Raw genomic sequence first — 25,098 nt, forward strand, 5'->3', positions numbered from 1 at the left:
TGCCTTTTTTCATAATTAAAATGAACATAGAGATAAAATTACAATTATTTATTTGTAATCGTTCAATTATTCAAAAAATATTCAGCTATAATAGTTGAGAAGAGGAGGAAGGAAAATGGATGGAAAAGAAAAGTTGCTGAGCATCATCAAGGATTGGCGTCTTCATGCTATTGTTCTCATGACTGTACTGATAACGGAATATATCGGTCAGATATCGATCAACATCGGGCCGGGTGCGATACTGCTGCTGCCTATGCTTTACGCATTGTTTATCGGCCTTGGTTTATATTTTACGCCTTTGGTTTCGGAAAAGCGGTCGATAAATTCTGAGCCGTTGATTGTGATAGGAGTGGGTGTCCTGATTGCCAAGATCGGTGTTGTCATCGGGCCGCAGATACAGGATCTCCTGGCTGTCGGTCCTGCACTTCTGCTGCAGGAGTTGGGGAATCTCGGGACGATTCTTATCGCCCTGCCTGTAGCCATATGGCTCGGGATGAAGAGGGAGAGTGTGGGCATGACCCATTCCATAGGCAGAGAGCCCAATGTCGGTCTGATTGTCGACCGTTACGGTTTTGATTCGCCTGAAGGACGGGGTGTAATGACGATGTATATATTCGGTACTGTATTCGGTGCAGTTTTTCTCGGGCTGATTGCAGGAATTCTGGCGACTGCGACACCGTTGCATCCGCTGTCATTTGCTCTGGCCTCGGGTGTCGGCAGCGGCAGCATGATGGCTGCGGGAAGCGGTACTTTAGTTGCTGCCTATCCTGAAATGGAGGAACAGATCGTTGCACTCGCTGGAGCAAGCAACCTGCTGTCATTGGCAACAGGCCTCTACGTCAGCATGTTTATAGGATTGCCGCTCGCAAATAAAATATACGCTGTGATGACAGGGAATGAAAAATAAGGAGACGTAGTCATGAAAAAAATTATTGAATGGACAATCATATTGCTGATATTCGGCGGCATCACTCTGGTCGGTAATATGATCGGTTATCAGATATATTCTCCTGCAGCCGTACCGGGCATGCTCATTCTAATCGCAATTGCCCTGCTTGGCATGATCATGGAGGAATATATACCTGTGAATATCCCTGCAGTCGGGTATATCGCCCTGATCGGTATCATTGTATCCGTACCATGGTTTCCGGGTTCGGGTGTTATAGTCGAATGGACCAGTCAGATTGAGCTTCTCGCCATTACCACACCAATTCTTGCCTATGCAGGCATATCGATCGGAAGAAACTGGACCGACTTCACAAAAATGGGATGGAGAGCGATTGTCGTTGCGATTCTGGTATTCATTGGAACATTTCTCGGCTCAGCGCTCATCGCTGAAGTGATACTCAGAATCCAGGGCATTATATAATAAAATGCATTTCACAACCGGGGACTGATCCCCATTGTGAAATGCATTTTTATTTTTCCCGCTTCTACAGTTCGACAGGTGCCGGTGCGTTTCCGCCATCGTTCATGATCCTGGCTTCGTCAATGTCGATGCGGATGGCCTGCATGTCATCTTCACCCTTGAGTTTTTTGTAGAGCTGCCCGGCTTTGGCCAATACTTCATCGATATCGGGTGTGACATTTTCAGGCAGACTTGCTTTGCCTTCTATCTCTACATAACGCTCACCCATTCCGTCACGTTCTTCGTAACCGAGCAGTATATGGGTATGCGGATTCTTTTCGATATCTTCCACTTTATATGTCCCTTTCCGCGTATAGGTATAAAGTGTGAGTCCGTCATTATAAAAATACATGTACCGGCTCATCGGTTTGTCATTGCGGACGGTCGCCATTGTACCGATATTATTACCATCCAGGATTTTTCTGAGTTCATCTTTGAAATTCTCTTTATCCAACAAAATCCCTCCTGTAGATTCAACCTGTTTTTTAATTACCCTTTCAGAAAATGCCTAATCATCATGTAAATTGATGGATCAGTCTGAATAAGGCTGGTACATAGGCATGAATTCCTGTCTCAATTGACTGAACCATCTTTCGACAAACGGTTTGTCATTATTTTTCAGCATACTGACGTACATCGGGTGTTTTATATTCAGATGCTTCAGGCTGTGGACGGTGAAGTTGGGATAATTATATGTCAGCTGTTTGGCCTCATCGTTTGTAACGATTGCGACGTAACCGTGATGGATGAGCAGATGCTGTATGATGGATAGATCTTTATAATTATATATTTTACTGTTCCTGAACAGCCGGGTCATCTCGATGACAGGATCGAATGTGGCAAGCGGCAGATCTTCGAGTTCACTGAGGGAGGCCTGTACGGGAAGATTGACCCGGTTGTTCTGGCGGAATACATAATAATAGTTCTGTTCGAACAATAAAGCATTTTTCAACTGTATGTCATCCAGTTTCCCGGGCGAAATCACGAGATCCAGGGATTCGTCCAGCAATTTTTTACCGAGTGTGTGTTCCTTTTCGGAATGGATGCTGAATTCAATGGACGCATCCTGTTTTATGAAGTGGTTGAAAGACTGGAGCACTTTGGTGGTCATATCCGAACGGGTGATATGGATATTGAAAGTGTGTTTCTTCAAGTCCTTCACATTGGTGATTTTCTGTATTGACTGATCTACAGACTCTAATATCTGCACGGCATCCTCATAAAAAGATTTCCCGGCTGCAGTCAGTTTGATATTCCTGCCTTCTCTTCTGAACAGTTCTATTTGCAGCTCACTCTCCAGCAGGCCAATCTGTCTTGATAAAGCGGATTGTGCAACGTTCAAAGCCATCGCGGCCTCTGTCATATGCTCCTGGCTGGCGGTTTCTACAAAGTATTTCAGCTGTTTGATTTCCATCAAATCACGACCAATCTAATTCTGATATCAATATTATATCATTGATATATTGATTATATCGAATGATATGTGGATAATATAGACTTACATAAATATTCTGAAAAAGAGGTGACTCGAAATGAGTTTATATCAATCAATAAAGCAAAAAGGTCTTTATGACTCTAAAAATGAACATGATGCATGCGGTATTGGTTTCTATGCAAATATGGATAATAAACGTTCCCATGATATTGTGGTAAAATCTCTGGAAATGCTGGAGAGGCTGGACCACCGCGGTGGCATAGGTTCTGATGGAGTGACGGGCGACGGAGCCGGAATCATGACGGAAATCCCCCATGACCTTTTAAAAGCCGAGTATCCGGATCTGCCTGATTTCGGTCAGTATTCCGTCGGTATGTACTTGATTGATGCAGAAGCCTCTCTCGAATTATTTAAAAGGATCGTTGAAGAAACAATAGATGAAGAAAATCAGAAATTGATTGCGTTCCGTGACGTACCTGTCAATGTGGATGCGATCGCCTCCCATGTACAGGAAACGATGCCGCAGTTCATCCAGGTGATTACGGATGTAAGTGCGCCGCTTGATCTTTATTATATGAGGAAAATGATCGAGCAGAATCTTGAAACGGAGAATGTCGGGCATTATGCTGCTTCATTTTCCAGTGAGACGATTGTCTATAAAGGATGGCTACGTGCCGGCCAGATCAAGATGTTCTATGTGGATTTGAAAGACGAACGATATGTCACGAAATTCGGTTCGGTCCATTCGAGGTTCAGCACAAACACTTTCCCGAGCTGGGCAAGGGCGCATCCGAACAGGCTGCTGATGCACAACGGCGAAATCAATACGATCAAAGGCAACGCCAATTGGATGAAGGCGCGAACGAAGCAGTGGCTGTTGGATACTTTCGGTGAAAAGGGCGGGAAGATCGCGAGTATCATCGATGAGGATGGCAGCGACTCTGCAATGGTTGATAACGTAATGGAATTCATGAGTCTCGTAATGACGCCGGAGCAGGCGGCGATGATCATGATTCCTGAACCGTGGAAATATCAATCATACGACAATACGGCCATCAAGGATTTTTATGAATTTTACAGCTATCTGATGGAACCGTGGGACGGGCCGACGATGATCAGTTTCTGTGACAACCATAAGCTGGGTGCATTGACGGACAGGAACGGGCTCCGACCGGGGCGCTATTATGTCACAAATGATAATGAGATCATCTATTCTTCTGAAGTCGGGGTTATAGATATAGAAGAGAATGAAGTCATGTACAAAGGTCAGCTGAGTCCGGGTAAATTGCTGCTCGTCGATTTCGACACATCGAGCATCATCGAAAATGATGAATTGAAACATCGCATCGCCACCAGCAGACCATACAGCGAATGGATGGATCAAAAGCGCAGTGAATATGTCGATACCCCGGCTTTCAAACGAAATCAGATTGACAGGGATACGCTGCACGCAGTGCTTGTCCGTTTCGGCTATACGAAGGAAGATATCAAGAAATACATGCAGCCATTGACTTCACAGGTGAAAGACCCGATCGGGGCGATGGGCTTCGATCAGCCGCTTGCGTTCCTGTCCGACCGTCCGAAACTGCTCTTTGACTATTTCAAGCAGCATTTCGCTCAGGTAACGAACCCGCCGCTCGATTCATACAGAGAAAAGATTGTCACGAGTGAAATCACCTATCTCGGTGGCGAAGGTCATCTGATCAAGCCGGATATAACAGCTGTGAACAGAGTGCAGTTGGAACGCCCGGTCATAGATCAGCGTACTCTGGAACGCGAAGATATCATGAAACTGGGCATCTCCGAAATAGATATTACCTATACAGGTTCACTGAAGGATGCACTCATCCGGGTGACCGATGAAGCGGTGAAGAAAGCGGAGAAAAACGGTGTTATCGTACTCACTGACGAAAAAGTCCTGGAAGATGACTCGGTGTATGTCATGCCCTCGCTGCTCGTAACGAGTGCAGTGCATCAGGCATTGATTGAAAATGAATGCAGAACGATGACCAGCATCGTAACCAAGACGGCTGAAGTGAGGGAAGTGCACCATGTTGCCACACTGATCGGCTTTGGTGCGAATGCAGTATTGCCCTACATTGCGCAGGAAACGATGGTTGCGGTGTCTGAAGGGGACGCGACTGTTGTCACTGACTACAACAAGGCCCTGACCGAAGGGCTCATCAAAGTGATGGCGAAAATGGGCATCGCCACAGTCCAGAGTTACCATGGTGCACAGGTTTTCGAAGCGGTCGGGCTCGGCAAATCGGTCATGGAGAAATACTTCGGCAATGCCACGTCCAAGATCGGCGGACAGTCCATTGAAGATATCGATCTTAACAATAGAAAAATGCAGGATGTAAGGCTTGAATATCTGGAGCCGGGCAGCAAGTTCCAATGGAGGCAGCAGGGGGATCATCACGTAATCAATCCGGAATCCATCCGTCTGCTTCAGCAGGCCTGCCGTACGAATGACGGGGAAGCGTACAAGGAATACAGAGAATACATGCATGAAAGCCACCATTCAAGCATCAGGCATCTGTTGAAATTCAAAGCGGGAAAATCGATTCCGCTGAGCCGGGTGGAAAGTAAAGAATCCATAGTCAAACGCTTCAAAACAGGGGCGATGAGCTATGGTTCACTGTCGCAGGAAGCGCATGAGACACTTGCCGAGGCGATGAACATGATCGGCGGGAGGAGCAACAGCGGTGAAGGCGGGGAAAATCCTGAACGCTTTGAAGTGAAGGCGGACGGCAGAAATCACAACAGTGCGATCAAACAGGTGGCCTCCGGCCGTTTTGGAGTGAACAGCCAGTATTTGAACAGTGCGAAGGAAATTCAGATCAAAGTGGCCCAGGGGGCGAAACCGGGTGAAGGTGGACAACTGCCGGGTCAGAAAGTATATCCGTGGGTGGCGGAAATCAGAAATTCCACACCGGGTGTCGGGCTGATTTCACCGCCGCCGCATCATGATATTTACAGTATCGAAGATCTGGCACAGCTCATCCATGATCTGAAGAACGCGAATAAAGAAGCGGACATCTCGGTAAAGCTCGTTGCAAAAGACGGCGTAGGTACCATCGCGGCAGGTGTAGCGAAAGCGTATGCCGACAAGATCGTCATCAGCGGATTCGACGGCGGCACAGGTGCTTCACCAATCACGAGCATCCAGCATGCGGGACTGCCGTGGGAACTCGGTCTGACCGAAGCGCATCAGACGCTGCAGCTTAACGGATTGAGATCCAGAGTGACACTTGAAACAGACGGTAAGCTGATGACCGGACGTGATGTTGCGATTGCCTGTGCATTGGGTGCAGAGGAATTCGCATTTGCAACGGCACCGCTCGTCGTACTCGGATGCATCATGATGCGAGTGTGTCATAAAGATACATGTCCGGTCGGAATCGCCACACAGAACGGTGACCTTAGAAAGTTGTTCACAGGTAAAGCGGAACATGTCGTGAACTTCATGCATTTCATTGCAGAGGACATAAGGGAAATCCTTGCTGAACTCGGACTCAAATCCATGGATGAACTCGTGGGTGCCGTTGAACACCTTGAAGTTGATACTGCCAAAACAGCGCAGCATCAGATGAGTGAACTCGATCTGGCACCACTTCTGACACGAATCGAAGGGGATAGAAGAAAAACAAAGGGACAGGAGCATCCATTCGAATGGTCACTGGATGATCTGACAATGCTGCCTGATTTCAAAGAACAGGTGGAATTGGGAGAAAGCCACGAATCTGCCTATCATGTCAAAAACAGGAACAGGAACATCGGGACAAGACTGGGGAGTCTGATTACCAATACGCATGGCATGGATACGCTGGACCATGATCATTATAAAGTGAATACGTTCGGCCATGGCGGACAGAGTTACGGTGCCTTCATACCACAGGGGCTGACGCTGCATCACACAGGTGATCTGAATGACTATATTGGCAAAGGGATCTCCGGCGGCAGAATCATCGTCCAGGCGCCGAACGTGAACCGCAGCCATGAAATCATTGCCGGTAACGTGTGCCTGTACGGTGCTATCTGCGGCCAGGTGTTCATCAACGGCATGGCAGGGGAGCGTTTCTGTGTAAGGAACAGTGGTGCTGAAGTCGTGGTCGAAGGAATCGGAGACCACGGACTTGAGTACATGACTGGTGGGAGAGTCGTCATTTTAGGGGATATCGGTAAAAACTTTGCTGCAGGGATGAGCGGCGGAATCGCCTACATCATCAATGGGAAATCCATTGCGGAAAACAAAGTGAATATGAATGGTGAAATGATCGAGGTCGGACATGTTACAGATGATGAAGAACTTGAGAAAGTGAAGCATCTGCTGTACGGTCAGTCATATTTCACCGACAGTGATAAAGCACGTACGGCCTTGGATAAAATCGAGGCAGGGGAACTGGAGATCATTAAAGTGATTCCGGCGGAATACAGGAAAATGCAGCAGAAGATCCGTTTTGGCCTTGGTACGAAACAATCGAGAAAAGAAGCGGAACTGAATGCATTCAATAATGAAGTGACGATAGAAGACGATGAACTTGAAAAGATGAATATCTATTAGAAAGGAGCACTGCCATATGGGTGAATTCAAAGGGTTTTTAAAGTATGAAAGAAAGAAACAGGGAGAGGAAGACTTGAAACAAAGGATCGGAAACTATGATGCCTTTCAGCACCGCTTCTGCAATGATGATGCGAGTGAGCAGGGCGCGCGGTGCATGGATTGCGGTACTCCGTTCTGCCAGACCGGCACAAGTGTCGGCAAAGAGACTGTCGGCTGTCCGATCGGAAATTATATCCCTGAATGGAATGACCTGGTCCACGAGGGGGACTTCAGGGAAGCCTACCAACGTCTTTCAGAAACGAATAACTTTCCGGAATTTACGGGCAGTGTCTGCCCGGCGCCGTGTGAATCTTCATGTGTGCTGTCCATCAACAGCGAACCTGTGGCAATCAAAGGCATAGAGCGTACAATCATTGATGAGGCGTACATGCAGGGCTGGGTAAAACCGAGGAGACCGAAGCATCGTCTGGGTACACGTATCGCGATCATCGGCAGCGGACCTGCCGGGCTCACTGCTGCGGATGAGATGAATTCATGGGGACATGATGTGGATGTCTATGAACGCGACGTCAAACCGGGTGGCCTTTTGAGATACGGTATCCCGAATATGAAACTCGATAAGGCGGTTGTTGAAAGACGTATAGAGGTCATGGAAGAAGCGGGCATTAATTTCATCTGTGATGTGAATGTGGGCAAAGATGTCACTTACGACACGCTTGACGCACAGTATGACGCCATCATCATCGCAGTCGGTGCGAGAAAACAGAGGGATCTGAAGCTTGAAGGGCGCCAGAGCCGTGATATCCAGTTTGCGATGGATTATCTGACGGAGCAGACGAAATATCAGTTTGATGAAATCGAGGAACCTTCGATCACGGCAGAAGGTAAACATGTCATCGTCATCGGGGGTGGAGATACTGGTGCAGACTGTGTTGCCATGGCTCTCCGTGAAGACTGCAAATCGGTATTCCAATTCAATAAATATGATCGTCTCCCTGACGAAATAGAAGGGAATCCGTCATGGCCGCTCAGTAAGCAGACATTCAAACTGGACTATGCCCATGCAGAGTACCAGGAGAAGTTCGGCCTCGAGCCGAGGGCCTACGGCGTGCAGACGATGGCATACGATGTGGACATCATTGGTGATTTAAAAGGGGTCAATACACAAGTTCTTGGCCAGCATTCCCTTTCCGGCATGACACTCGAAGATCAGGAAAGATATTTCAAGGCTGATCTGATACTGCTGTCCATCGGATTTGAAGGTGTGGAGAGCGAACTGCCGAAAGCGTTCAACCTCCATATGGAACAGAACAAGATAGCCGCGGATGAAGAGAACTATAAGACAAACAGAAAAAAAGTGTTTGCGGCAGGAGATGCAAGACGCGGCCAGAGCCTGGTTGTGTGGGCGATCAAAGAAGGACGCGGGGTTGCCAAAGCGGCGCATAAATTTGCCGTTCAGAATAAAATGTTCCATAAAACAGGATGATAGTTTTTACAAGCGGGATACCAATCGGCATCCTGCTTTTATTATGCGGTTCCAAATGACGGAAAAAGGGTAATCACAAAAGAAGTGGCATCTGGGAAATGACACGTATCCAACTCGGGACAGGTGATGGGTATGACATTTAAAAGGAGATACGCCAACCGGTCGATGCACGCAGCGTTCATCACAGGCATCATTCTTTTTTCGGTGGTGGCCCCGGATACGGTACTGCAGAACTTCAATCCGGAACAGCAAAGGACCGTGGTGCTCCTGCTGCTGGCCATATATTTATGGACGGTTTCGAAAATGCCGACCGGTGCAGCAAGTATATTGATACTGGCAATGATCATCATTATGAATTTGACAGACTCGGTCGAAGATGCGATGGCCGGGTTTCTTTCTTCTGCCCTTTATTTCATACTGATCCTTTCCGTATTGAGCCAGGTGCTCATCAAGACAGATGCAGACAAGGTGATTACTTCAAAAATCCTGAAAATAAAAAACATCTCCCCTAAAAAGATTGCACTGATACTTCCGCTGTTCATGTCCCTGCTGCCCGTAATGATGCCTTCGGCATTCGCACGGCTGAAAACGGTGCTGCCTTTTGTGAACGGACTGAATGATGCCTTTCAATTTTCAGAAGGGAGTGTATTCAGGAAATATGCAATGTATGTCACAGGATTGGTTAATCAGAACAGCACAATGATCGTCTATACCGGCGGTGGTTATCCTGTGCTTGCAGCTCAGCTGCTGAAAGATTACGGGGTGGCGGACCTCAGCTGGATCAGCTGGTTTTTGATCATTGCGCCGCCGCTGTGGTGCGCATTGATTATTACAAGTGTATTTTCATGGTTTTATCTGAAACTTTCATATCCGTCAGAGAGCACAAAGGACTTCACACCGGATGAAAATACACAAGTCACAGACCACGATGAATACAAGGCAACGAAAATGTTCTGGTTTGTCATTGCTACATTTACTCTGATGATAGCTACATGGATCTTTACGGACTCCGGGACAGTACCGACTTTACTGCCGCCCATGATTCTTACAGTCATATATGCCCTGCCGAAAATCGAACTGATCACCAATGAAGATATACGTGCATTCAACTGGGAGAACTTCCTGCTTATCGGCGCCTCGCTGTCCATCGGTGTGATATTGGATCAGAACGGCACGGCACGCATGATTGCAGAACAGCTGCTCAGGCTGGTCCCTGAAAATGCTGCGATGACCCTGAACATCGTCATCGTTACTGTCATCGTGTTCTTATTCCGCATGATTTTCATCGTTCCGACATCTGCTGTCATCGTAATATTCCCCGTCATGCTATCTTATGCGGACATGACCGGAATCCCGGCCCTCAGCCTGGCTTTCATTGTCATCATGATCATCGGTGGTACGAATATTCTGCCGATCCATTCGCCGACATTATATTTTGCATTCAAAGAAGGGGTTTTGAGCAGGAAGGACCATTATATTATGGCTGCTTTTTCAAGCTTTACCTTTCTTGTCATTTCAATCCTTGCCGCATCTTTCTACTGGATATTTTGGTGACGGTGAAATGTGAAGTTGCAGAGTGAAAAACATCGGGAGTTATAAAGTGCAATATGATATGATGCAGATATAATTGAAAAGTGCATATTTTATTAGTTTAAGGAATGGTTGAATGGCAAAAGAACGTCTATGGACAAAAGATTTCATCATAGTATTCATCTTCAATTTCTTCATCATGCTCGCAATGTTCCTGCTCATGGTGACAATCAGCGGATACGCAGTTGAAGAATTCGGAATATCCACCAGTACTGCGGGGCTCGTGGCAGGCATCTTCATCGTGGGCTCTCTGATCGGCAGAATCCTGACCGGTCATCAGCTGAGTCTGGTCGGCGCCAAGAAGATCATGTATATCGGGACAGTCATGTTCGTCATTACATATGGATTATACTTTTTCGCAGACAATCTGACACTGCTCCTGATAGTGAGATTCTTCAACGGGCTATCAAACGGTGTGGCCACCACCGCAGTCGGAACCCTTGCAGCCCTCGCCCTGCCGAAGAGCAGAAGAGGGGAGGGCATCAGCTATTTCAGCCTGAGCTTTGTAATCGCGACTGCATTGGGACCATTCATGGCATTTTACCTGCTGCGGTTCATCGATTATCAGATGCTGTTCCTGATCGTATTCATACTCGTGCTGATTGCAAGTGTATTCACCATCTTTGTCAGGACGGATAATACGACAGTCGATCTGACAAAAGAACCGAAACCGAAGTTCGAATGGATCGATAAAAAGGCAATGCCCGTCGGCATCGTCGTGCTCTTCATCTGCATGGCATATTCGACAGTGCTGTCGTTCATCGCCCTGTTTGCAGAGGAGCAGGGTCTTGTGGCAGCTTCATCCTATTTCTTCCTGGTCTACGCAATCATCATTCTGATTACTCGGCCGATAACCGGCAGGATCATGGACCAGAAAGGGGCGAACGTGGTAATGTATCCATCACTGATCGTACTTGCTGTCGGCTATCTGGTGCTCGGACAGACGAGTTCCGGATTCATGCTGCTGCTCTCCGGTGTGCTGATCGGTTTCGGATACGGGAACTTCCAGTCCATATCACAGGCGCTCTGCATCAAAGTTGCAGATGTAAAAAATGTGGGACTTGCGACATCGACATACTTCATCGCACTGGATTTCGGACTCGGAGTGGGATCCTATATACTCGGAGTGCTCGTACCGTCACTCGGCTACAGTGGTCTGTACAGCTCCATGGTCATACTGGTCGCACTCGGTCTTCTTGTTTATTATTTCGTTTACGGAAGATACGAATCAAAAAGTGCATAATAGTAGTACGAAAAAACCTTCCGGATGTGATCCGGAAGGTTTTTAAAATTACCAGCCGATTTCTTCAAGCGGCAGGAATGCAGGGATGAGGGAGCCTTCATGTTCTTCTTCGATGAACTGTTTCGTATCCTCTTCCTGGAAGAGTTCGGCAACTCTCTGCAGTGTTTCGTTATCTGTATCTTCGCTTCTTGATGCAATGATGTTGACATAGTCTGTAGCTGTTTCATCTTCATGATAGATTGAATCTTCCACAGGATTGAATCCGGCATCTCTTGCGATGCCGTTATTGATGATGCCGGCATCCACATCACCGAGTGCCCTTGGAATCTGGGCAGGTGCTGTTTCAACGAGCTCCAGGTTTTTAGGGTTTTCTACAACAGCTTCTGAAATTGAACCGAGGCCGTCATAGTTTTCGACAAGTGTGAGCAGTCCGGCATCTTCCAGCAGCATCAGAGCACGACCCTGGTTGGACACGTCGTTGGGCAATGCGATTTTCCCGTTATCAGGAATGTCTTCCGGGTTTGCAAGTGAATCGGAATAGAGTCCCATTGGTGCGAGGTATGTAGTCGCAATCGGAGCGAGATCCAGATCACGCGCTTCGATGAATTCGTCAAAGTAGGCGACTGTCTGGAACGAGTTGATGTCGAGCTCACCATCTGCAAGTGCAGTATTCGGCTGGACGTAGTCATTGAATGAAATGATTTCAATGTTGATGCCTTCTTCCGCTGCTTTTTCAGCGACGAAATCCCAAGTGGATGTGTCTGTGCCGCTGATTCCGACTTTGACCGTTTCTTCTCCGCCGCCTCCGCATGCTCCAAGAATTGCGGACAGTGCCAGAATGAATGTGAGTAAAATGGTTTTCTTCATAAATATCTTCTCCTTTTTTATCTTCTTCCTACAACACGCGACAGGAAGTTTCCGAGTGATTGCAGCCCCTGCACCATGACGATGAGGATAATGACTGTAATGGCCATAGTCACCGTATCGAAGCGCTGGTAGCCATAAGTGATGGCGAGATCGCCGACACCGCCGCCGCCGACAGTCCCGGCCATGGCAGACGCCCCGATCAGTCCTATGGTGGCGATTGTGAAGTTCACGACGAGCGAGCTGAGTGCTTCAGGTAATAAAAACCGGTAAATCGTCTGAGACGGTGTTGCGCCCATTGCGTCTGCCGCCTCAAGGACACCGTCATCCACTTCGAGCAGGGAGCTTTCAACGAGCCTCGCGATATACGGACCGGCGTATACAATCATGGGAACGATGGCCGCCGCCGTCCCGATGGAAGTACCGACGACAAGTCGCGTGAACGGTATGATTGCCACAAGCAGAATGATGAACGGTATGGATCTGAATGTATTGATGACGACGTTTAAAATGCCGAAAAGGGCTTTATTTTCAAGAATCTGACCTTTTCTCGTAACAAATAGTGCAATTCCGAGCGGGAGTCCGAGCAGTATGGAGAACAGGAAGGAGACTGTGACCATCTGGATCGTTTCAATGACTGCACTTAAAATCTGTTCCTGGTTAACCAGCATTAGTATTCACCTCGTTATAGACGATTTTGTTCTCTTCCAGATAGGAGAGGGCTTTGGTGACTTCACTTCCATCCCCCTGAAATCTCACGATCAGGTTGCCGAACGGCACTCCCTGCAGTTCTGTAATGTTTCCGAAAAGGACATTGACATCCAGATCGAATTTCTTTGAAATCTGGGACAGGAACGGTCTGCCGGCGGAATGATCGACGAAGTTGATCCGGTAGACATCAGTGCTGTCTGAGCCATTTTCAATCATCTCTGTTACGTATTTTGGAATTTCTGTATGCATCACAGTGTTGACGAAGTTTTTACCAGTGGCGGTCTGCGGGTTTGAGAAGATTTCAAAGACTGTACCTTCTTCAATTACATTTCCGTCTTCCATCACAGCGACCCTGTTGCATATTTCTCTGACTACCGCCATCTCGTGGGTGATCAGCAGAATGGTGATGTTGTATTCTTCATTGATTTTCCTGAGCAAATTGAGTATAGAATCCGTCGTTTGCGGATCGAGTGCCGAGGTCGCTTCATCACATAAGAGTATCGAAGGCTGTGTTGCCAGGGCGCGTGCAATCCCCACCCTTTGTTTCTGACCGCCTGACAGCTGATCCGGATACATTTTAGCCTTATCACCAAGGCCGACAAAATCAAGCAGTTCCGTGACACGTTCCCTGATTTTCGCTTTCGGCGTATTATCGAGGATGAGGGGCATGGCGACATTGGCGTAGACCGTCTTTGAGTTCAGCAGGTTAAAGTGCTGGAAGACCATGCCGATCTTCTTTTTGACACTCCTTATTTCCCTGGTAGAAATTTGCGTCAGGTCGGAGCCGTCAACGATCACACTGCCTGCGGTCGGCTGCTCCAGGTAATTGACACATCTGATCAGCGTACTTTTTCCGGCACCGCTGAATCCGACCACTCCGTAGATCGCACCTTTTTCAACTGTGAGGTTTATATCTTTCAAAGCATGGACGGCACCATGTTTCCCTTCAAAAGACTTTTCCAGATTCCTAAATTCGATCATATGTATATCTCCTTAATTTCATCTGTTTTGAGATATAAAAAAAGTCCCTCTCTTGTAGTGGAGAAGGACTTGGATTTATATATCTATAAAAATAGTTCTTCTCATCTTTCAGGCTTCCGCCTGCTGGATTTGGCACATCACTCGGGTGAGTTGTTGCCGAAGCTTCATCGGGCCAGTCCCTCTGCTTCTCTTGATAAGAAATAATCGTATGTAATTGTTTGATCAGGCTATATCTAATAACGTATATAGAAGTTTAGCAGAGAACCGATTATAAATCAACAAATATTTAAAAAAGAATGACAACTTAGAATATATAAAGGTGATAAGACATACTGCTCGTAAAAAACCTGCACTGAAATAAAAGTGCAGGTTCAAAGTCCAGTTATTCGGTTATACTTCCTGAAGTTTTTGCTTCGGTTCGCACCATTCTTCAGCCCATTTTTGAAGTTCATTCATAAACGGTTCAATCGCTTTACCTTTTTCAGTCAGTTTGTACTCTATTCTCACCGGTGTTTCCGGATAAACTTCGCGTTCAACAATACCTTCGGATTCAAGCGACTTCAGACGTTCGGAAAGTACACGGCCGCTTACACCCATGGAAGATTCAAGGTTACAGAAACGTTTAGGCCCATCAATCAATTGAAAGATAATCAGACCCGTCCATCTCTGACCGATAACGCCCATGGCATTTTCAAATTTTGGACAGATTGAAGTATCCATTTAATCACTCCTTGCAGAACATTATAACCCTAGCGATAGTATTTTTACAAATGAATGTACTTTGGCTGACTAAACTTTAAAAAATATATAAATTTCAAAATTTTAAGGATTTTTTATAATTCTGATGAATTTTGTCATATAATGTTCAGAATTTCACTATAAATAGTTTGGTAATTAACCATTTTTCAGGGTATAATGAAAGCGTATACAAAATGAAGACGGTGTTATAAATGAAAAATTATAATGAATGATTAATATTTTTTTATGAATCAATGTAAGCGTATTCCTGATTTTGGAAAGGGGAGGATTAGATGGAACAAAATATCTCTGTCGGGTTTTTTCAAGGGTCTGTAGTAGATCCGGTGTTCACTGATATCAATGCACTGGTGATTAAAATTATGGAAGCGGGCAATGTGAAAGTGACACATGTGAATGACTGGACAGGGCACAAGCTTGTGCATGACAGCACGGAGGAATTTGATATGACATTGGAACTTGCCATGAAAAATATTGAAGCCTGTGAAAAGCATGGCTTTGACTATATAGTCAATACAATCGGAGGACCCGGCACAGCTTTAAATGAATATGACAAATTGTTCGTTCCGGGGACGGCGTGGTATGAACGGGCGAAAAGATTTACAGATAAAGTCAGGGATATTTCGGATATCATGGATATGGCGAAACTCGAGTTCATACATGAAGTGGAGAGGACTGCTGTGTACGAATACCCGGAAAAGATGTCAAATGAGCAGAAGGTATTTGAAGAACCGGTGAAAATCATCAAACAGATTCCCGGTTTGAACTATATTGAAATGAAAAAAGATGAAGTGGAGTCTCCAGAACCCGATTTGATTATCACTTCCCATGCGGAACGGCACAACCCAGCAACTTCCAATGATGAATTGAGCGGTATAAGTGACCCGATTGAAGTGAAACATATCGTTGAAGTGGTTGCGGAATCATGCGGAATCGCATCTAATCAATAATTTCCGGGCTGAAAGGTTTATATAATCTTTCAGCTTTTTTATTTGGGAGCTAAGCCATTGAAGGCCATCCACGTTTAATACAATCTTTAACGGATATTAGTATTATATGAAGATTTAATATATAAATCGAAAAGGTGGTTTAATAATGACTGTCAAAGACGAAGTGATAGACACTCATCTGGAACATATCATCAATTTCAGGAGGAGGCTTCACAGGGAGCCTGAACTGAGTTTCAAAGAATTCCAGACGACGAACCTTATAGAAAACGGCTTGGAAGATACACAGATAAAGTTTTATGACTTGAGTGAAAAAACTGGTCTGATCGGCGTGCTTGAAAAAGATCCGTCATATGATTACATCGGGGTGAGGGGAGACATGGACGCCCTGCCGGTTACAGAAATGACAAACCTCGATTTCAAATCGGAAAATGAAGGGGTCATGCACGCCTGCGGTCACGATATCCATACGAGTATCGTATATGGGTTCGCGAAAGTGATCAATGATATGTATGATGACTTGAAATACAATATCGTATTCATTTTCCAGCCCGCTGAAGAAGTTCTGGGTGGGGCTAAATATATTAAAGAAGAGCTTAAACGGCTTGAAATACCTGTAGATAAGATAATCATGTTCCATACATGGCCTACTTTGGAAGAGGGGTTGATCGGCTACAGGGAAGAGGATATGATGGCAGGATCAACAGGATTCAATTTGAAATTGACAGCAAAAGGCGGACACGCTGCACACCCTGACACTACAGCAGATCCGATCTATCTGGCATCGAATATCATCCAGTTCATCCAGGGTATCGCTTCAAGATTCAACGATCCGGCAACACCGGTGGTCATCACAGTCGGCCAGATAGATGCCGGAGAAAAGAATAACGTCATTCCGGGTGAATGTTCCTTCGGAGGGACAATCCGCAGTTTCTCAGAACAATCCATCAAACTCGCGAAGAATATGATTGAAGAATATACGAAGGATCTGACCGAGATGTCGGATGCGGGCTATGACATAGAGTACAGTAAATACTGCCCGCCGGTCATCAACAACCAGGAACTTGTTGAAGATTTTATAAACTGCGGCGATCCTTCTGTGTTCCATGAACTTAAAGAGCCTTCCATGGGATCTGAAGATTTTGCCTTCTATATGCAGGACTATGTCGGTGCGGCATTCCGTGTCGGCACAAAAATGAAGGATGTAAAAGAAAGCGGATATTCGCTTCACAGCCCTGAAGTGGTATTCTCTGAAAAGAGCATGAAAACAGCAATCAATGCGCTCGTCAACTTTGCAACAGGAGCGAAGAAAAAATAAAGCCGGTATTCCGGCTTTTTTATTGTTAAAGATTCTTGTAAGTCGGCATGACCTCCTATATATTTGAACTAGCAGAAAAAGAAAGTGGGATATATAGTGGTCACTGTAGAAAAGGCTTTAAACAACAATGTTGTCATAGGCAGAGATGAATTTGAAGAGGTCGTTCTTATCGGCAGAGGCGTCGGTTTTAACAAGAAAACCGGAGACACACTCGAAATCGGCGAGGCGGATAAAGTATATAAACTTGAAGGGCAGCAGGATACCAGCAGATATCAGACCTTGCTTACCATGGCGGATGAAACATTGTTCCAGTCCACTTTGGAGGCCATAGAACTTATCGATGACATGACTTCCGAGAAGTTGAACAACAGGATTCTGCTTTCTTTAACCGATCATCTGCTTTTCGCGATGAAACGGATGGAAGAGGGGATCGAGATGGCAAATCCCTTCGTCAATGAAACGAAGGCCCTTTATCCGAAGGAATATAAAATAGCTGAAGCGGTCGTGGATATGTTCAACCGGAAATACGGCATCCACCTGCCCGAAGCGGAAGTGGGGTTCATCGCCCTCCATGTACATTCATCCATATACAACCGCTCTCTGAGAGATATGAATGTCTTGTCGGAAGTAGTGCATCAGGCGATTACAATGATTGAATATGGTCTCGATACCAAAGTGGATCAGAGTTCCATACAGTACGACAGATTTGTCCGCCATATCAGTTTTTGTGTGCAGCGTGTGATGAACGGTGAAAGTGTACCGACGCAGGAACAATTCGATTCACTGTTGAAAGTGCAATATCCGGTATGCTATAATATAGCAGTGAAAATAGTAAAGATGATACAGAATAAACTTCAGAGGAAAGTCTACGATTCTGAAGTTGTTTATTTGACAATGCATATACAACATTTCGAGCATTATTCTAAATAGACGTGTTACCGCAAGGGCATGAGTTTATAGGAATGGTTTATTTAACTATACCTGTATACTCATGCCCTTTTTCTGTTGATTCTTTATAAATTTATATTTTAGGGGGAAGTATTATGTTTAAGAAGCTCTTTGGACAGCTTCAACGCATTGGTAAGGCACTCATGCTGCCGGTCGCGATTTTGCCGGCTGCCGGTCTGATGCTCGGTATCGGTGCCGCAATGCAGACAGAAGCAATGATAGACTGGCTGCCTTTCCTGGAAGCAGGATGGCTGGTTGCTTTATCTGATATGCTTCAGGCTGCAGGCGGCGTCGTATTCGATAACCTGGCCCTGCTGTTCGCACTTGGTGTAGCAGTGGGTCTTGCGAAAGGCGACGGTGTTGCAGCGATTGCAGCATTCGTCGGTTATATGATCATGAACGTGACAATGGGCCAGATTGCAGGTGTTACACCTGAAATGGCCGGAGAAAACCCGGCATATGCAGCAGTACTCGGCGTACCGACAATACAGACAGGAGTCTTCGGCGGTATCATCATCGGGGTTCTGTCTGCCTGGGCATATAACAAATACTATAATATCAATCTGCCGGCATTTTTAGGATTCTTTGCCGGTAAACGTTTCGTTCCGATTGTTACAGCAGTATTCTCATTCATCATTGGTCTGGTCATGTTTGTCATCTGGCCGCCAATTCAGACGGGCCTGAACGAAGTATCACTTTGGCTGATGGAAGAAAATACAGCGATCGGTGTATTCGCATTCGGTATGATCAAACGACTGCTCATTCCATTTGGTCTGCACCATATCTTCCATGCACCATTCTGGTTCGAGTTTGGTACGTATACAGACGCAGCCGGATCAGTTGTACGTGGTGATTTGAACATCTTCTTTGCACAAATACGTGACGGTGTGGAACTTACGGCAGGTAACTTCATGCAGGGCGAATTCCCGGTAATGATGTTCGGTCTGCCGGCAGCAGCACTTGCAATGTACCATACAGCTAAACCGCAGCATAAAAAATATGTTGCAGGTATCATGGCATCCGGTGCACTGACGAGTTTCCTGACAGGCATTACTGAACCGCTTGAGTTCTCATTCCTGTTTGTTGCACCAATTCTTTATGTACTTCACGCACTGCTGGATGGACTCAGCTTCCTGATTCTGTACCTGCTTGATTTGAATCTGGGTTATACATTCTCAGGCGGATTCATCGACTTCTTCCTGTTCGGTATTCTGCAGAATAGAACCGAATGGTGGTGGGTACTGGTAGTCGGTGCCGTTTACGCAGTTATCTACTACGTACTTTTCCGCGTTCTGATTCAGGTATTGAATCTGAAAACACCTGGACGTGAAGATGAAGAGAGAGCCGCAACATCTTCTACAGTACAGGAACTTCCATTCAATGTTCTTACAGCAATGGGCGGTAAAGAAAACATCAAACATCTTGATGCATGTATCACACGACTCCGTGTCGAAGTTGCAGACACAGGTTCAGTCAACGAAGCGGAACTGAAAGCACTCGGCGCTTCCGGGGTGATGAAAGTCGGCAATAACATGCAGGCGATCTTCGGTCCGAAATCCGACCAGATCAAGCATGATATGCAACAGATTATGGACGGCAGCATCAAATCACCGGAAGAAACAACAGTGACAGAAGACAATGAAAGTGTAAGCGAAGCGACATCACAGATCATGACGGATGAAAATAAAGATATCTATTCTCCAATCGAAGGGGAAGCCGTAGATCTTTCTGAAGTGCCGGATCAGGTATTCAGTGAAAAAATGATGGGTGACGGTATCGCAATCAAACCGATAAACGGTACGGTAAGAGCACCATTCGACGGTGAAGTCGTTACAGACTTCCCGACCAAACACGCACTTGGTCTAGTAAATGAAGGTGGATTGGAACTTCTCATCCACTTCGGTCTCGACACCGTCAACCTTAAAGGCGAAGGTTTCGACCTGAAAGTTGCGGCGGGCGATAAAATTAAAAAAGGCGATGTCCTGATGGAAGTGGACTTGGACTATATCAGAGAAAACGCCAAGAGTGACATTACGCCAATCATTATTACAGGGCCGTCAGGCACTGAGATTGCTGCCAGAGAAAACGGCGCAGTTTCAAATGATGATATCGTGATCAATATTAAATAATTTTCATTCAGACACACCCGGAGCTATTTTCGCATCCGGGTGTGTTTTTGTTATCTGTTGTATCTCTCTGAAGGCTCATCTAAAATTGGAGGTGCAAATATTCTATTGATGAAAAGGGGATGCAGTAATGATAGAATTTCCAAAACCGACCGTCGAGCAGTATTTTACTTCTTATACGATCAGTAACTTCAGTGTGAGTCCGGACGGGAAAAAGTTGTTTTTCAGTACGAATCTTAATGGGAAGATGAACATTTGGGCGATGGATGTGAATAAGAGGTACCCATATTTATTCTCACAGAAAAATGAATCGACGAATTTTGTGAAATATGACCCTGATGGGAGATTTGTTTTGGCGGGTTTCGATCAGGACGGGGACGAGAATTATCAGATCTATGCCATCGGGCCGGACGGTGGAATACCGCAGCCGCTTATCACCGGAGAACCTGAAGAAAAGTACTACTTTGGCCGACTGTCTGAAAACGGTGATAAAATCTATTACACTACTTCAAAAGGCAATGAGAGTTTCCTGAACTCTAAAGTCTATAATCTGGAAACATCGGAGCATACCTTGCTTTTTGAGGGTGATGATGCAGCAACGTTTATCGAGGATGTGTCTCCTGATGAAAGAAAAATCGCCTATATGAAATTGTATGCCAACACTTACATCCTGGGTATGATCCAGACTGAGGATGGAGAAGTATTCGTCACTCCGGAAAAGGATACTGTGCATACGGTGGGCGACATCAACTTCGTCAGTGATGACGAAGTGTGGTTTCAAACGAACTACGAGAGTGAATATTCCTATCTGGCGAAATATAATCTGACAAAAAAGGAATTTTCCAAAGTGATGGATTTCGGTGATGAATCGATTACTTCCATCATTTTCAATAAAGACAGGAACAAACTGTATCTGATCACGGAAAATGGGGTTGTGGATCATTTTTATTATTACGATTTAAATACACAGAGGAGTGACAGGATTGATGTGCCTTTTGAATCGATAGGGCAGTGCACGACAACGAAAAATGGTGATGTTTTTGTGCTGGCCGGCAGTGCTGTCTCGCCGTTCAATATATGGAAATACGACGGGGGATCCTGGGACAGACTGACGGAAAACCGGGTGCTCGGAGTCACTGAAAAAGATATGTCCGATCCCGAGATTATAAAGTATGCATCGTATGACGGCCTGGAGATTGAAGCGCTGCTGTTCAGAGCAAAAGAGGAGAACAGCAACGGCTATACGATATTCTGGCCGCACGGAGGTCCTCAGGCGGCAGAAAGAAAATTCTATCGGGCGATGTTCCAGATGTTTTTGAACAGAGGCTATAATATCTTCTGTCCGAACTTCAGGGGCAGTACCGGATATGGAGCAAGCTTTGTGAAAATGGTGGAGCAGGACTGGGGTGAAGGACCAAGATTGGACAATGTTGAAGGGGTGAAATGGCTCTTTGACAACGATATTTCATCCCCTGAAAAACTGTTCCTGGTGGGCGGCAGCTATGGCGGCTATATGGCACTGTTGCTGCACGGCAGGCACCCTGAGTATTTCAGGGCAGTAGTGGATATATTCGGGGTTTCCGATCTGTTCACGTTTTACAATTCAGTACCTGAACACTGGAAGCCGATCATGGAACGATGGGTCGGCGACCCGGAGCGGGATATTGAAAAATTCACTGTAGATTCTCCAGTGACATACCTGGATACAATGACAAACCCCATGCTCGTCATACAGGGAGCGAAGGATCCCAGGGTTGTTAAAGAAGAATCCGATCAGATTGTCAAAAAACTGGAGAATGCCGGCCGGGAAGTGGAATACCTGGTGCTTGAAGATGAGGGACATGGCTTCTCTAAAAAGGAAAACGAAATCAAAGTCTATAAGACAATGCTTGGTTTCCTGGAAAAACATCATTAAGCCGACAGTAATTCCTGATAATTGGGGTATAGGTCACTAAGATATACTTACAGGGGGCGAATAGCATGCAACGGGAATCCGAATGGGATATTACGCGACGCGAGTTGGACAAAGAAGCGGAGAAGCCGCCGGAAATGCACGATTCCTGGAAAAAAGATGCCTGGTATTCAGTAATGTTCGAAGCGTTTCTCGGAACAGTTGGTCTGATACTCAGATTTATACGCGGTATTTTCAGTGCTATTTAGACAGCCCGGCGTTGCCGGGCTATTTTTATGGGGAAACAGTGTGGACGCACAATGAAAAAGCTCATCAGCCGTCTAAATGATAATATTTCTTAACGAAACTATTTAGACTCTTTATCATTTTCAAATCCAGCATTTCTTCTTTATATAATAACCAGGAACTTCTTGTAATTTTCCCCCCATCTATCTTCATATCCAATGTATGCAGATGATCTTCCCCACGAAGGCTGATGTTTGGCATCAGTGAATAACCGAGTCCTTTTTTAACCATTTCTTTGCATGTTTCTATGCGGTCGACTTCCATGGATACATGAGCTGGACTGTCGAAGTTTTTCACCCACCAGTCATCAAAAGTGTTTTTCAAAAGAGGGTCTGTATGATACTTTATATAGTTCAAATCAGGCAGATCTTCCAATTTTATTTTATCTCTTGAAACCACACTCATATATTCTTCATTAATCAGAATTTTGCTGCCTCTCCATTTTACTTCTCCTCTGATAAAAGCTGCATGAATGGATTCCTCTTTCAACTGGTCAATAATATCGGAACTCCAGCCTGTCTTAAGCTGGACATCTATGTTTGGATGACGTTCTATAAATCCTTCCAGAATCGACGGCAGCTCATAAAATGCGAAATTACTGGATGCTCCCAGACGAAGTGTGCCTTTCAAAGTATCACTCATATTTGCCAGTCCATCATGAGTGTCTCGGAGTTCTTTTATCATTCTTTCGGCATATTTGACGATGTATTCCCCTTCGCTGGTAAACGTGATTCCTTTATTCCCCCGATGCAGAAGTGTAATATCGAACTCTTTTTCCAGCTGTTTGATCCGATATGTAAGAGAAGGTTGTGATAGATAGAGTTTCTTCGCAGTTTTTGTAATATTTCTTTCTTCGTAAAGGACCGTCAGCAGCTGCCAGTCTTTTTCATTCATAATTGCTCCCCCCTCTTTGGAAATAAAAAATTTCTATTGATTATCATTTAAAATATATATTTTAATTATGTCAAGTATTCTCCTAATATGAAGTTAACTGATAAATACAAATAAGGGGCGAAACAGATGAAGGACGAAAAACATTTTGATGTAGTTGTAGTAGGCACAGGAAACGCCGCACTCAGCGCTGCGGTCTCAGCAAGTGAAAAAGGTGCAAAAGTACTGATGCTCGAAAAAGGACCGGAACATAAGCGTGGAGGCAATTCATTCTTCACGGATGGAGCAATACGGTTTGCCTATAATGATCTTGCGGGCATAAAACGCATCGTTGATGATTTATCGGAAGCGGAAGCTTCCAAAATTGAAATGCCGGAATATGATATTAAAGCATTCCATGAAGACCTTATGAAAGTTACGAAGAGAAAAAGCAAACCTGAACTTGCAGAACATCTCGTTTCAAAATCATACGAAACAATTCTGTGGATGAAGGAGCAGGGTGTAAAATTCATAATGAATGAAAACCAGTTCTTCGAAAAAGATGGCACAAAGACTTTCTGGGGCGGACTGCCGGTAAAAACCGACAACAAAGGCATTGGTCTGGTTGAAGCGCTTTTTGAAAAGGCAAAAGCCAATGGAGTGGAAATCTGGTATGAGTCTCCCGCAGTGAAGCTGGAGAAAAAGAATGGGGAAATTTCAGGAGTGCAGGTGAAGCAGAGTAACGGAGTGAGTGTCGTTGTTCCGGCTAAATCCGTTGTTCTGGCGTGCGGCGGTTTTGAAGCCGACAAGAAGAAGCGTATGGAATATCTGGGTGATGAATGGGAAGAAGCGGTGGTAAGGGGCAGTGAATATAACACCGGTGATGGTATTACGATGGCACTGGAGGCAGGTGCAGTGCGAGCCGGCCAATATGACGGTTGCCATGCACATACAACAGATTACAATGCACCTAGAGTCGGAGACTACAGTAAGCCGGGTGACATCTATAAAAAATCTTCCTATCCGCTGGGCCTGATCGTGAATACGGAAGGGAAGCGATTCGTTGATGAAGGTGCGGATTTCCGTAACTACACGTATGCGAAATATGGAAAAGAGACGTTGAAACAGCCGGATCATAAGGCATTTCAGCTGTATGACAGCCGGGTGCGTCCGATGCTGAGGGTGGAATACGACCTTGAGGAAGCGACTGTATTCAAAGCGGACGCATTAGAGGAATTGGCAGTGAAAATGGGAGTGCCGAAAGAAGTGTTCCTAAAAACGATAAGTCAGTATAATGATGCTGTACAGGATGGAGAATACAACCCGAGCATCAAGGATGGTAAGTCCACTCAGGGAATTTCACCTGAAAAAACAAACTGGGCATTGAAGTTCGATAAAGCGCCTTTCTACGCCTATCCGGTGACGTGTGGCATTACATTTACTTTCGGAGCAGTAAAAGTAAATGATAAAGCGGAAGTCCTGGATGATTCGGAACAGCCTGTCAAAGGTCTCTATGCCGCCGGGGAAATGGTGGGGGAACTTTTCTATCATAACTATCCGGGCGGGTCCGGTCTGATGTCGGGTTCCGTATTTGGCAGAACAGCGGGGATGTCTGCAGTGGAATCAATCAGAGATAAAACGCTGAATTGAC

Annotated in this window: 20 protein-coding genes and 1 riboswitch; of the genes, 13 read left to right on the top strand and 7 right to left on the bottom strand. The window is 45.6% G+C overall.

The annotated features are described in order from the left end of the window. Positions 1 to 115: 115 nt before the first annotated feature. A complete protein-coding gene (locus BM271_RS05835; protein ID WP_046791070.1) occupies positions 116 to 907 on the top strand; it encodes a DUF3100 domain-containing protein in 792 nt (263 codons plus the stop codon). Positions 908 to 919: 12 nt separating this feature from the next. Then, on the top strand, positions 920 to 1,369 hold the full coding sequence (locus BM271_RS05840; protein WP_046791069.1) for a hypothetical protein: 450 nt from the start codon (positions 920 to 922) through the stop codon (positions 1,367 to 1,369). A gap of 64 nt (positions 1,370 to 1,433) precedes the next feature. On the opposite strand, the gene BM271_RS05845 is transcribed toward BM271_RS05840, so the two are convergent. Together BM271_RS05845 and BM271_RS05850 are read right to left on the bottom strand one after the other, a co-directional pair. Further along, complete coding sequence (locus BM271_RS05845) at positions 1,434 to 1,862, bottom strand: pyridoxamine 5'-phosphate oxidase family protein (protein WP_046791068.1); 429 nt, start codon at positions 1,860 to 1,862, stop codon at positions 1,434 to 1,436. A 78-nt stretch (positions 1,863 to 1,940) separates the two neighbouring features. After that, positions 1,941 to 2,822 (bottom strand): LysR family transcriptional regulator, encoded by an 882-nt coding sequence (locus BM271_RS05850; protein WP_046791067.1) that lies wholly within the window; start codon positions 2,820 to 2,822, stop codon positions 1,941 to 1,943. A gap of 118 nt (positions 2,823 to 2,940) precedes the next feature. Here BM271_RS05850 and gltB point away from each other — a divergent pair, with 118 nt between their 5' ends. The 4 genes from gltB to BM271_RS05870 all read left to right on the top strand — a co-directional run bounded on the left by gltB (position 2,941) and on the right by BM271_RS05870 (position 11,729). Beyond that, positions 2,941 to 7,410, top strand: coding sequence for a glutamate synthase large subunit (gene gltB, locus BM271_RS05855; protein WP_046791066.1), 4,470 nt, complete (start codon positions 2,941 to 2,943; stop codon positions 7,408 to 7,410). 16 nt (positions 7,411 to 7,426) lie between these two features. After that, positions 7,427 to 8,896 carry a glutamate synthase subunit beta gene (locus tag BM271_RS05860; RefSeq protein WP_046791065.1) on the top strand — a complete coding sequence of 490 codons (1,470 nt, stop codon included), beginning with the start codon at positions 7,427 to 7,429 and terminating at the stop codon, positions 8,894 to 8,896. Positions 8,897 to 9,028: 132 nt separating this feature from the next. Beyond that, the gene (locus BM271_RS05865) at positions 9,029 to 10,450 is read left to right on the top strand and encodes an SLC13 family permease (RefSeq protein ID WP_046791064.1); all 1,422 of its coding nucleotides are present in this window, start codon (positions 9,029 to 9,031) and stop codon (positions 10,448 to 10,450) included. Between the two features lie 112 nt (positions 10,451 to 10,562). Further along, on the top strand, positions 10,563 to 11,729 hold the full coding sequence (locus BM271_RS05870) for an MFS transporter (protein WP_046791063.1): 1,167 nt from the start codon (positions 10,563 to 10,565) through the stop codon (positions 11,727 to 11,729). A 48-nt stretch (positions 11,730 to 11,777) separates the two neighbouring features. On the opposite strand, the gene BM271_RS05875 is transcribed toward BM271_RS05870, so the two are convergent. The 4 genes from BM271_RS05875 to BM271_RS05890 form a co-directional block, all read right to left on the bottom strand. Beyond that, on the bottom strand, positions 11,778 to 12,596 hold the full coding sequence (locus BM271_RS05875; RefSeq protein WP_046791062.1) for a MetQ/NlpA family ABC transporter substrate-binding protein: 819 nt from the start codon (positions 12,594 to 12,596) through the stop codon (positions 11,778 to 11,780). A 17-nt stretch (positions 12,597 to 12,613) separates the two neighbouring features. Continuing rightward, positions 12,614 to 13,264: a methionine ABC transporter permease gene (locus BM271_RS05880; protein WP_046791061.1), complete on the bottom strand. Its 651-nt coding sequence runs from the start codon at positions 13,262 to 13,264 to the stop codon at positions 12,614 to 12,616. Beyond that, the gene (locus tag BM271_RS05885) at positions 13,254 to 14,285 is read right to left on the bottom strand and encodes a methionine ABC transporter ATP-binding protein (RefSeq protein ID WP_046791060.1); all 1,032 of its coding nucleotides are present in this window, start codon (positions 14,283 to 14,285) and stop codon (positions 13,254 to 13,256) included. Before BM271_RS05885 ends, BM271_RS05880 begins: the two co-directional genes overlap by 11 nt. Positions 14,286 to 14,383: 98 nt before the next feature. Continuing rightward, positions 14,384 to 14,485, bottom strand: a riboswitch (SAM riboswitch). A 190-nt stretch (positions 14,486 to 14,675) separates the two neighbouring features. Then, positions 14,676 to 15,005 (bottom strand): winged helix-turn-helix transcriptional regulator, encoded by a 330-nt coding sequence (locus BM271_RS05890; protein ID WP_046791059.1) that lies wholly within the window; start codon positions 15,003 to 15,005, stop codon positions 14,676 to 14,678. A gap of 311 nt (positions 15,006 to 15,316) precedes the next feature. On the opposite strand from BM271_RS05890, the gene BM271_RS05895 reads away from it, so the two are divergent. From BM271_RS05895 to BM271_RS05920, 6 genes are all read left to right on the top strand, one after another. Beyond that, positions 15,317 to 15,991 carry a (Fe-S)-binding protein gene (locus BM271_RS05895; RefSeq protein WP_052749909.1) on the top strand — a complete coding sequence of 225 codons (675 nt, stop codon included), beginning with the start codon at positions 15,317 to 15,319 and terminating at the stop codon, positions 15,989 to 15,991. A gap of 145 nt (positions 15,992 to 16,136) precedes the next feature. Beyond that, a complete protein-coding gene (locus BM271_RS05900; protein ID WP_052749908.1) occupies positions 16,137 to 17,306 on the top strand; it encodes a M20 metallopeptidase family protein in 1,170 nt (389 codons plus the stop codon). 96 nt (positions 17,307 to 17,402) lie between these two features. Further along, entirely contained in the window at positions 17,403 to 18,236 is an 834-nt protein-coding gene (gene glcT / locus BM271_RS05905; RefSeq protein ID WP_052749907.1) for a glucose PTS transporter transcription antiterminator GlcT, read from the top strand. Positions 18,237 to 18,349: 113 nt separating this feature from the next. After that, positions 18,350 to 20,383, top strand: coding sequence for a glucose-specific PTS transporter subunit IIBC (gene ptsG, locus BM271_RS05910; protein WP_046791057.1), 2,034 nt, complete (start codon positions 18,350 to 18,352; stop codon positions 20,381 to 20,383). 127 nt (positions 20,384 to 20,510) lie between these two features. Further along, the gene (locus tag BM271_RS05915; RefSeq protein WP_046791056.1) at positions 20,511 to 22,295 is read left to right on the top strand and encodes a S9 family peptidase; all 1,785 of its coding nucleotides are present in this window, start codon (positions 20,511 to 20,513) and stop codon (positions 22,293 to 22,295) included. Between the two features lie 65 nt (positions 22,296 to 22,360). Continuing rightward, positions 22,361 to 22,540, top strand: a complete 180-nt coding sequence (locus tag BM271_RS05920) for a hypothetical protein (protein WP_046791055.1) — start codon at positions 22,361 to 22,363, stop codon at positions 22,538 to 22,540. Between the two features lie 64 nt (positions 22,541 to 22,604). Here the strand turns inward: BM271_RS05920 and BM271_RS05925 are convergent, their stop codons facing one another. After that, positions 22,605 to 23,471: a LysR family transcriptional regulator gene (locus BM271_RS05925; RefSeq protein ID WP_046791054.1), complete on the bottom strand. Its 867-nt coding sequence runs from the start codon at positions 23,469 to 23,471 to the stop codon at positions 22,605 to 22,607. Between the two features lie 126 nt (positions 23,472 to 23,597). Here BM271_RS05925 and tcuA point away from each other — a divergent pair, with 126 nt between their 5' ends. Further along, positions 23,598 to 25,097 carry an FAD-dependent tricarballylate dehydrogenase TcuA gene (gene tcuA / locus BM271_RS05930; protein ID WP_046791053.1) on the top strand — a complete coding sequence of 500 codons (1,500 nt, stop codon included), beginning with the start codon at positions 23,598 to 23,600 and terminating at the stop codon, positions 25,095 to 25,097. Position 25,098: the final 1 nt, after the last annotated feature.

Source organism: Salinicoccus halodurans (assembly GCF_900114445.1).
Classification (GTDB): domain Bacteria; phylum Bacillota; class Bacilli; order Staphylococcales; family Salinicoccaceae; genus Salinicoccus; species Salinicoccus halodurans.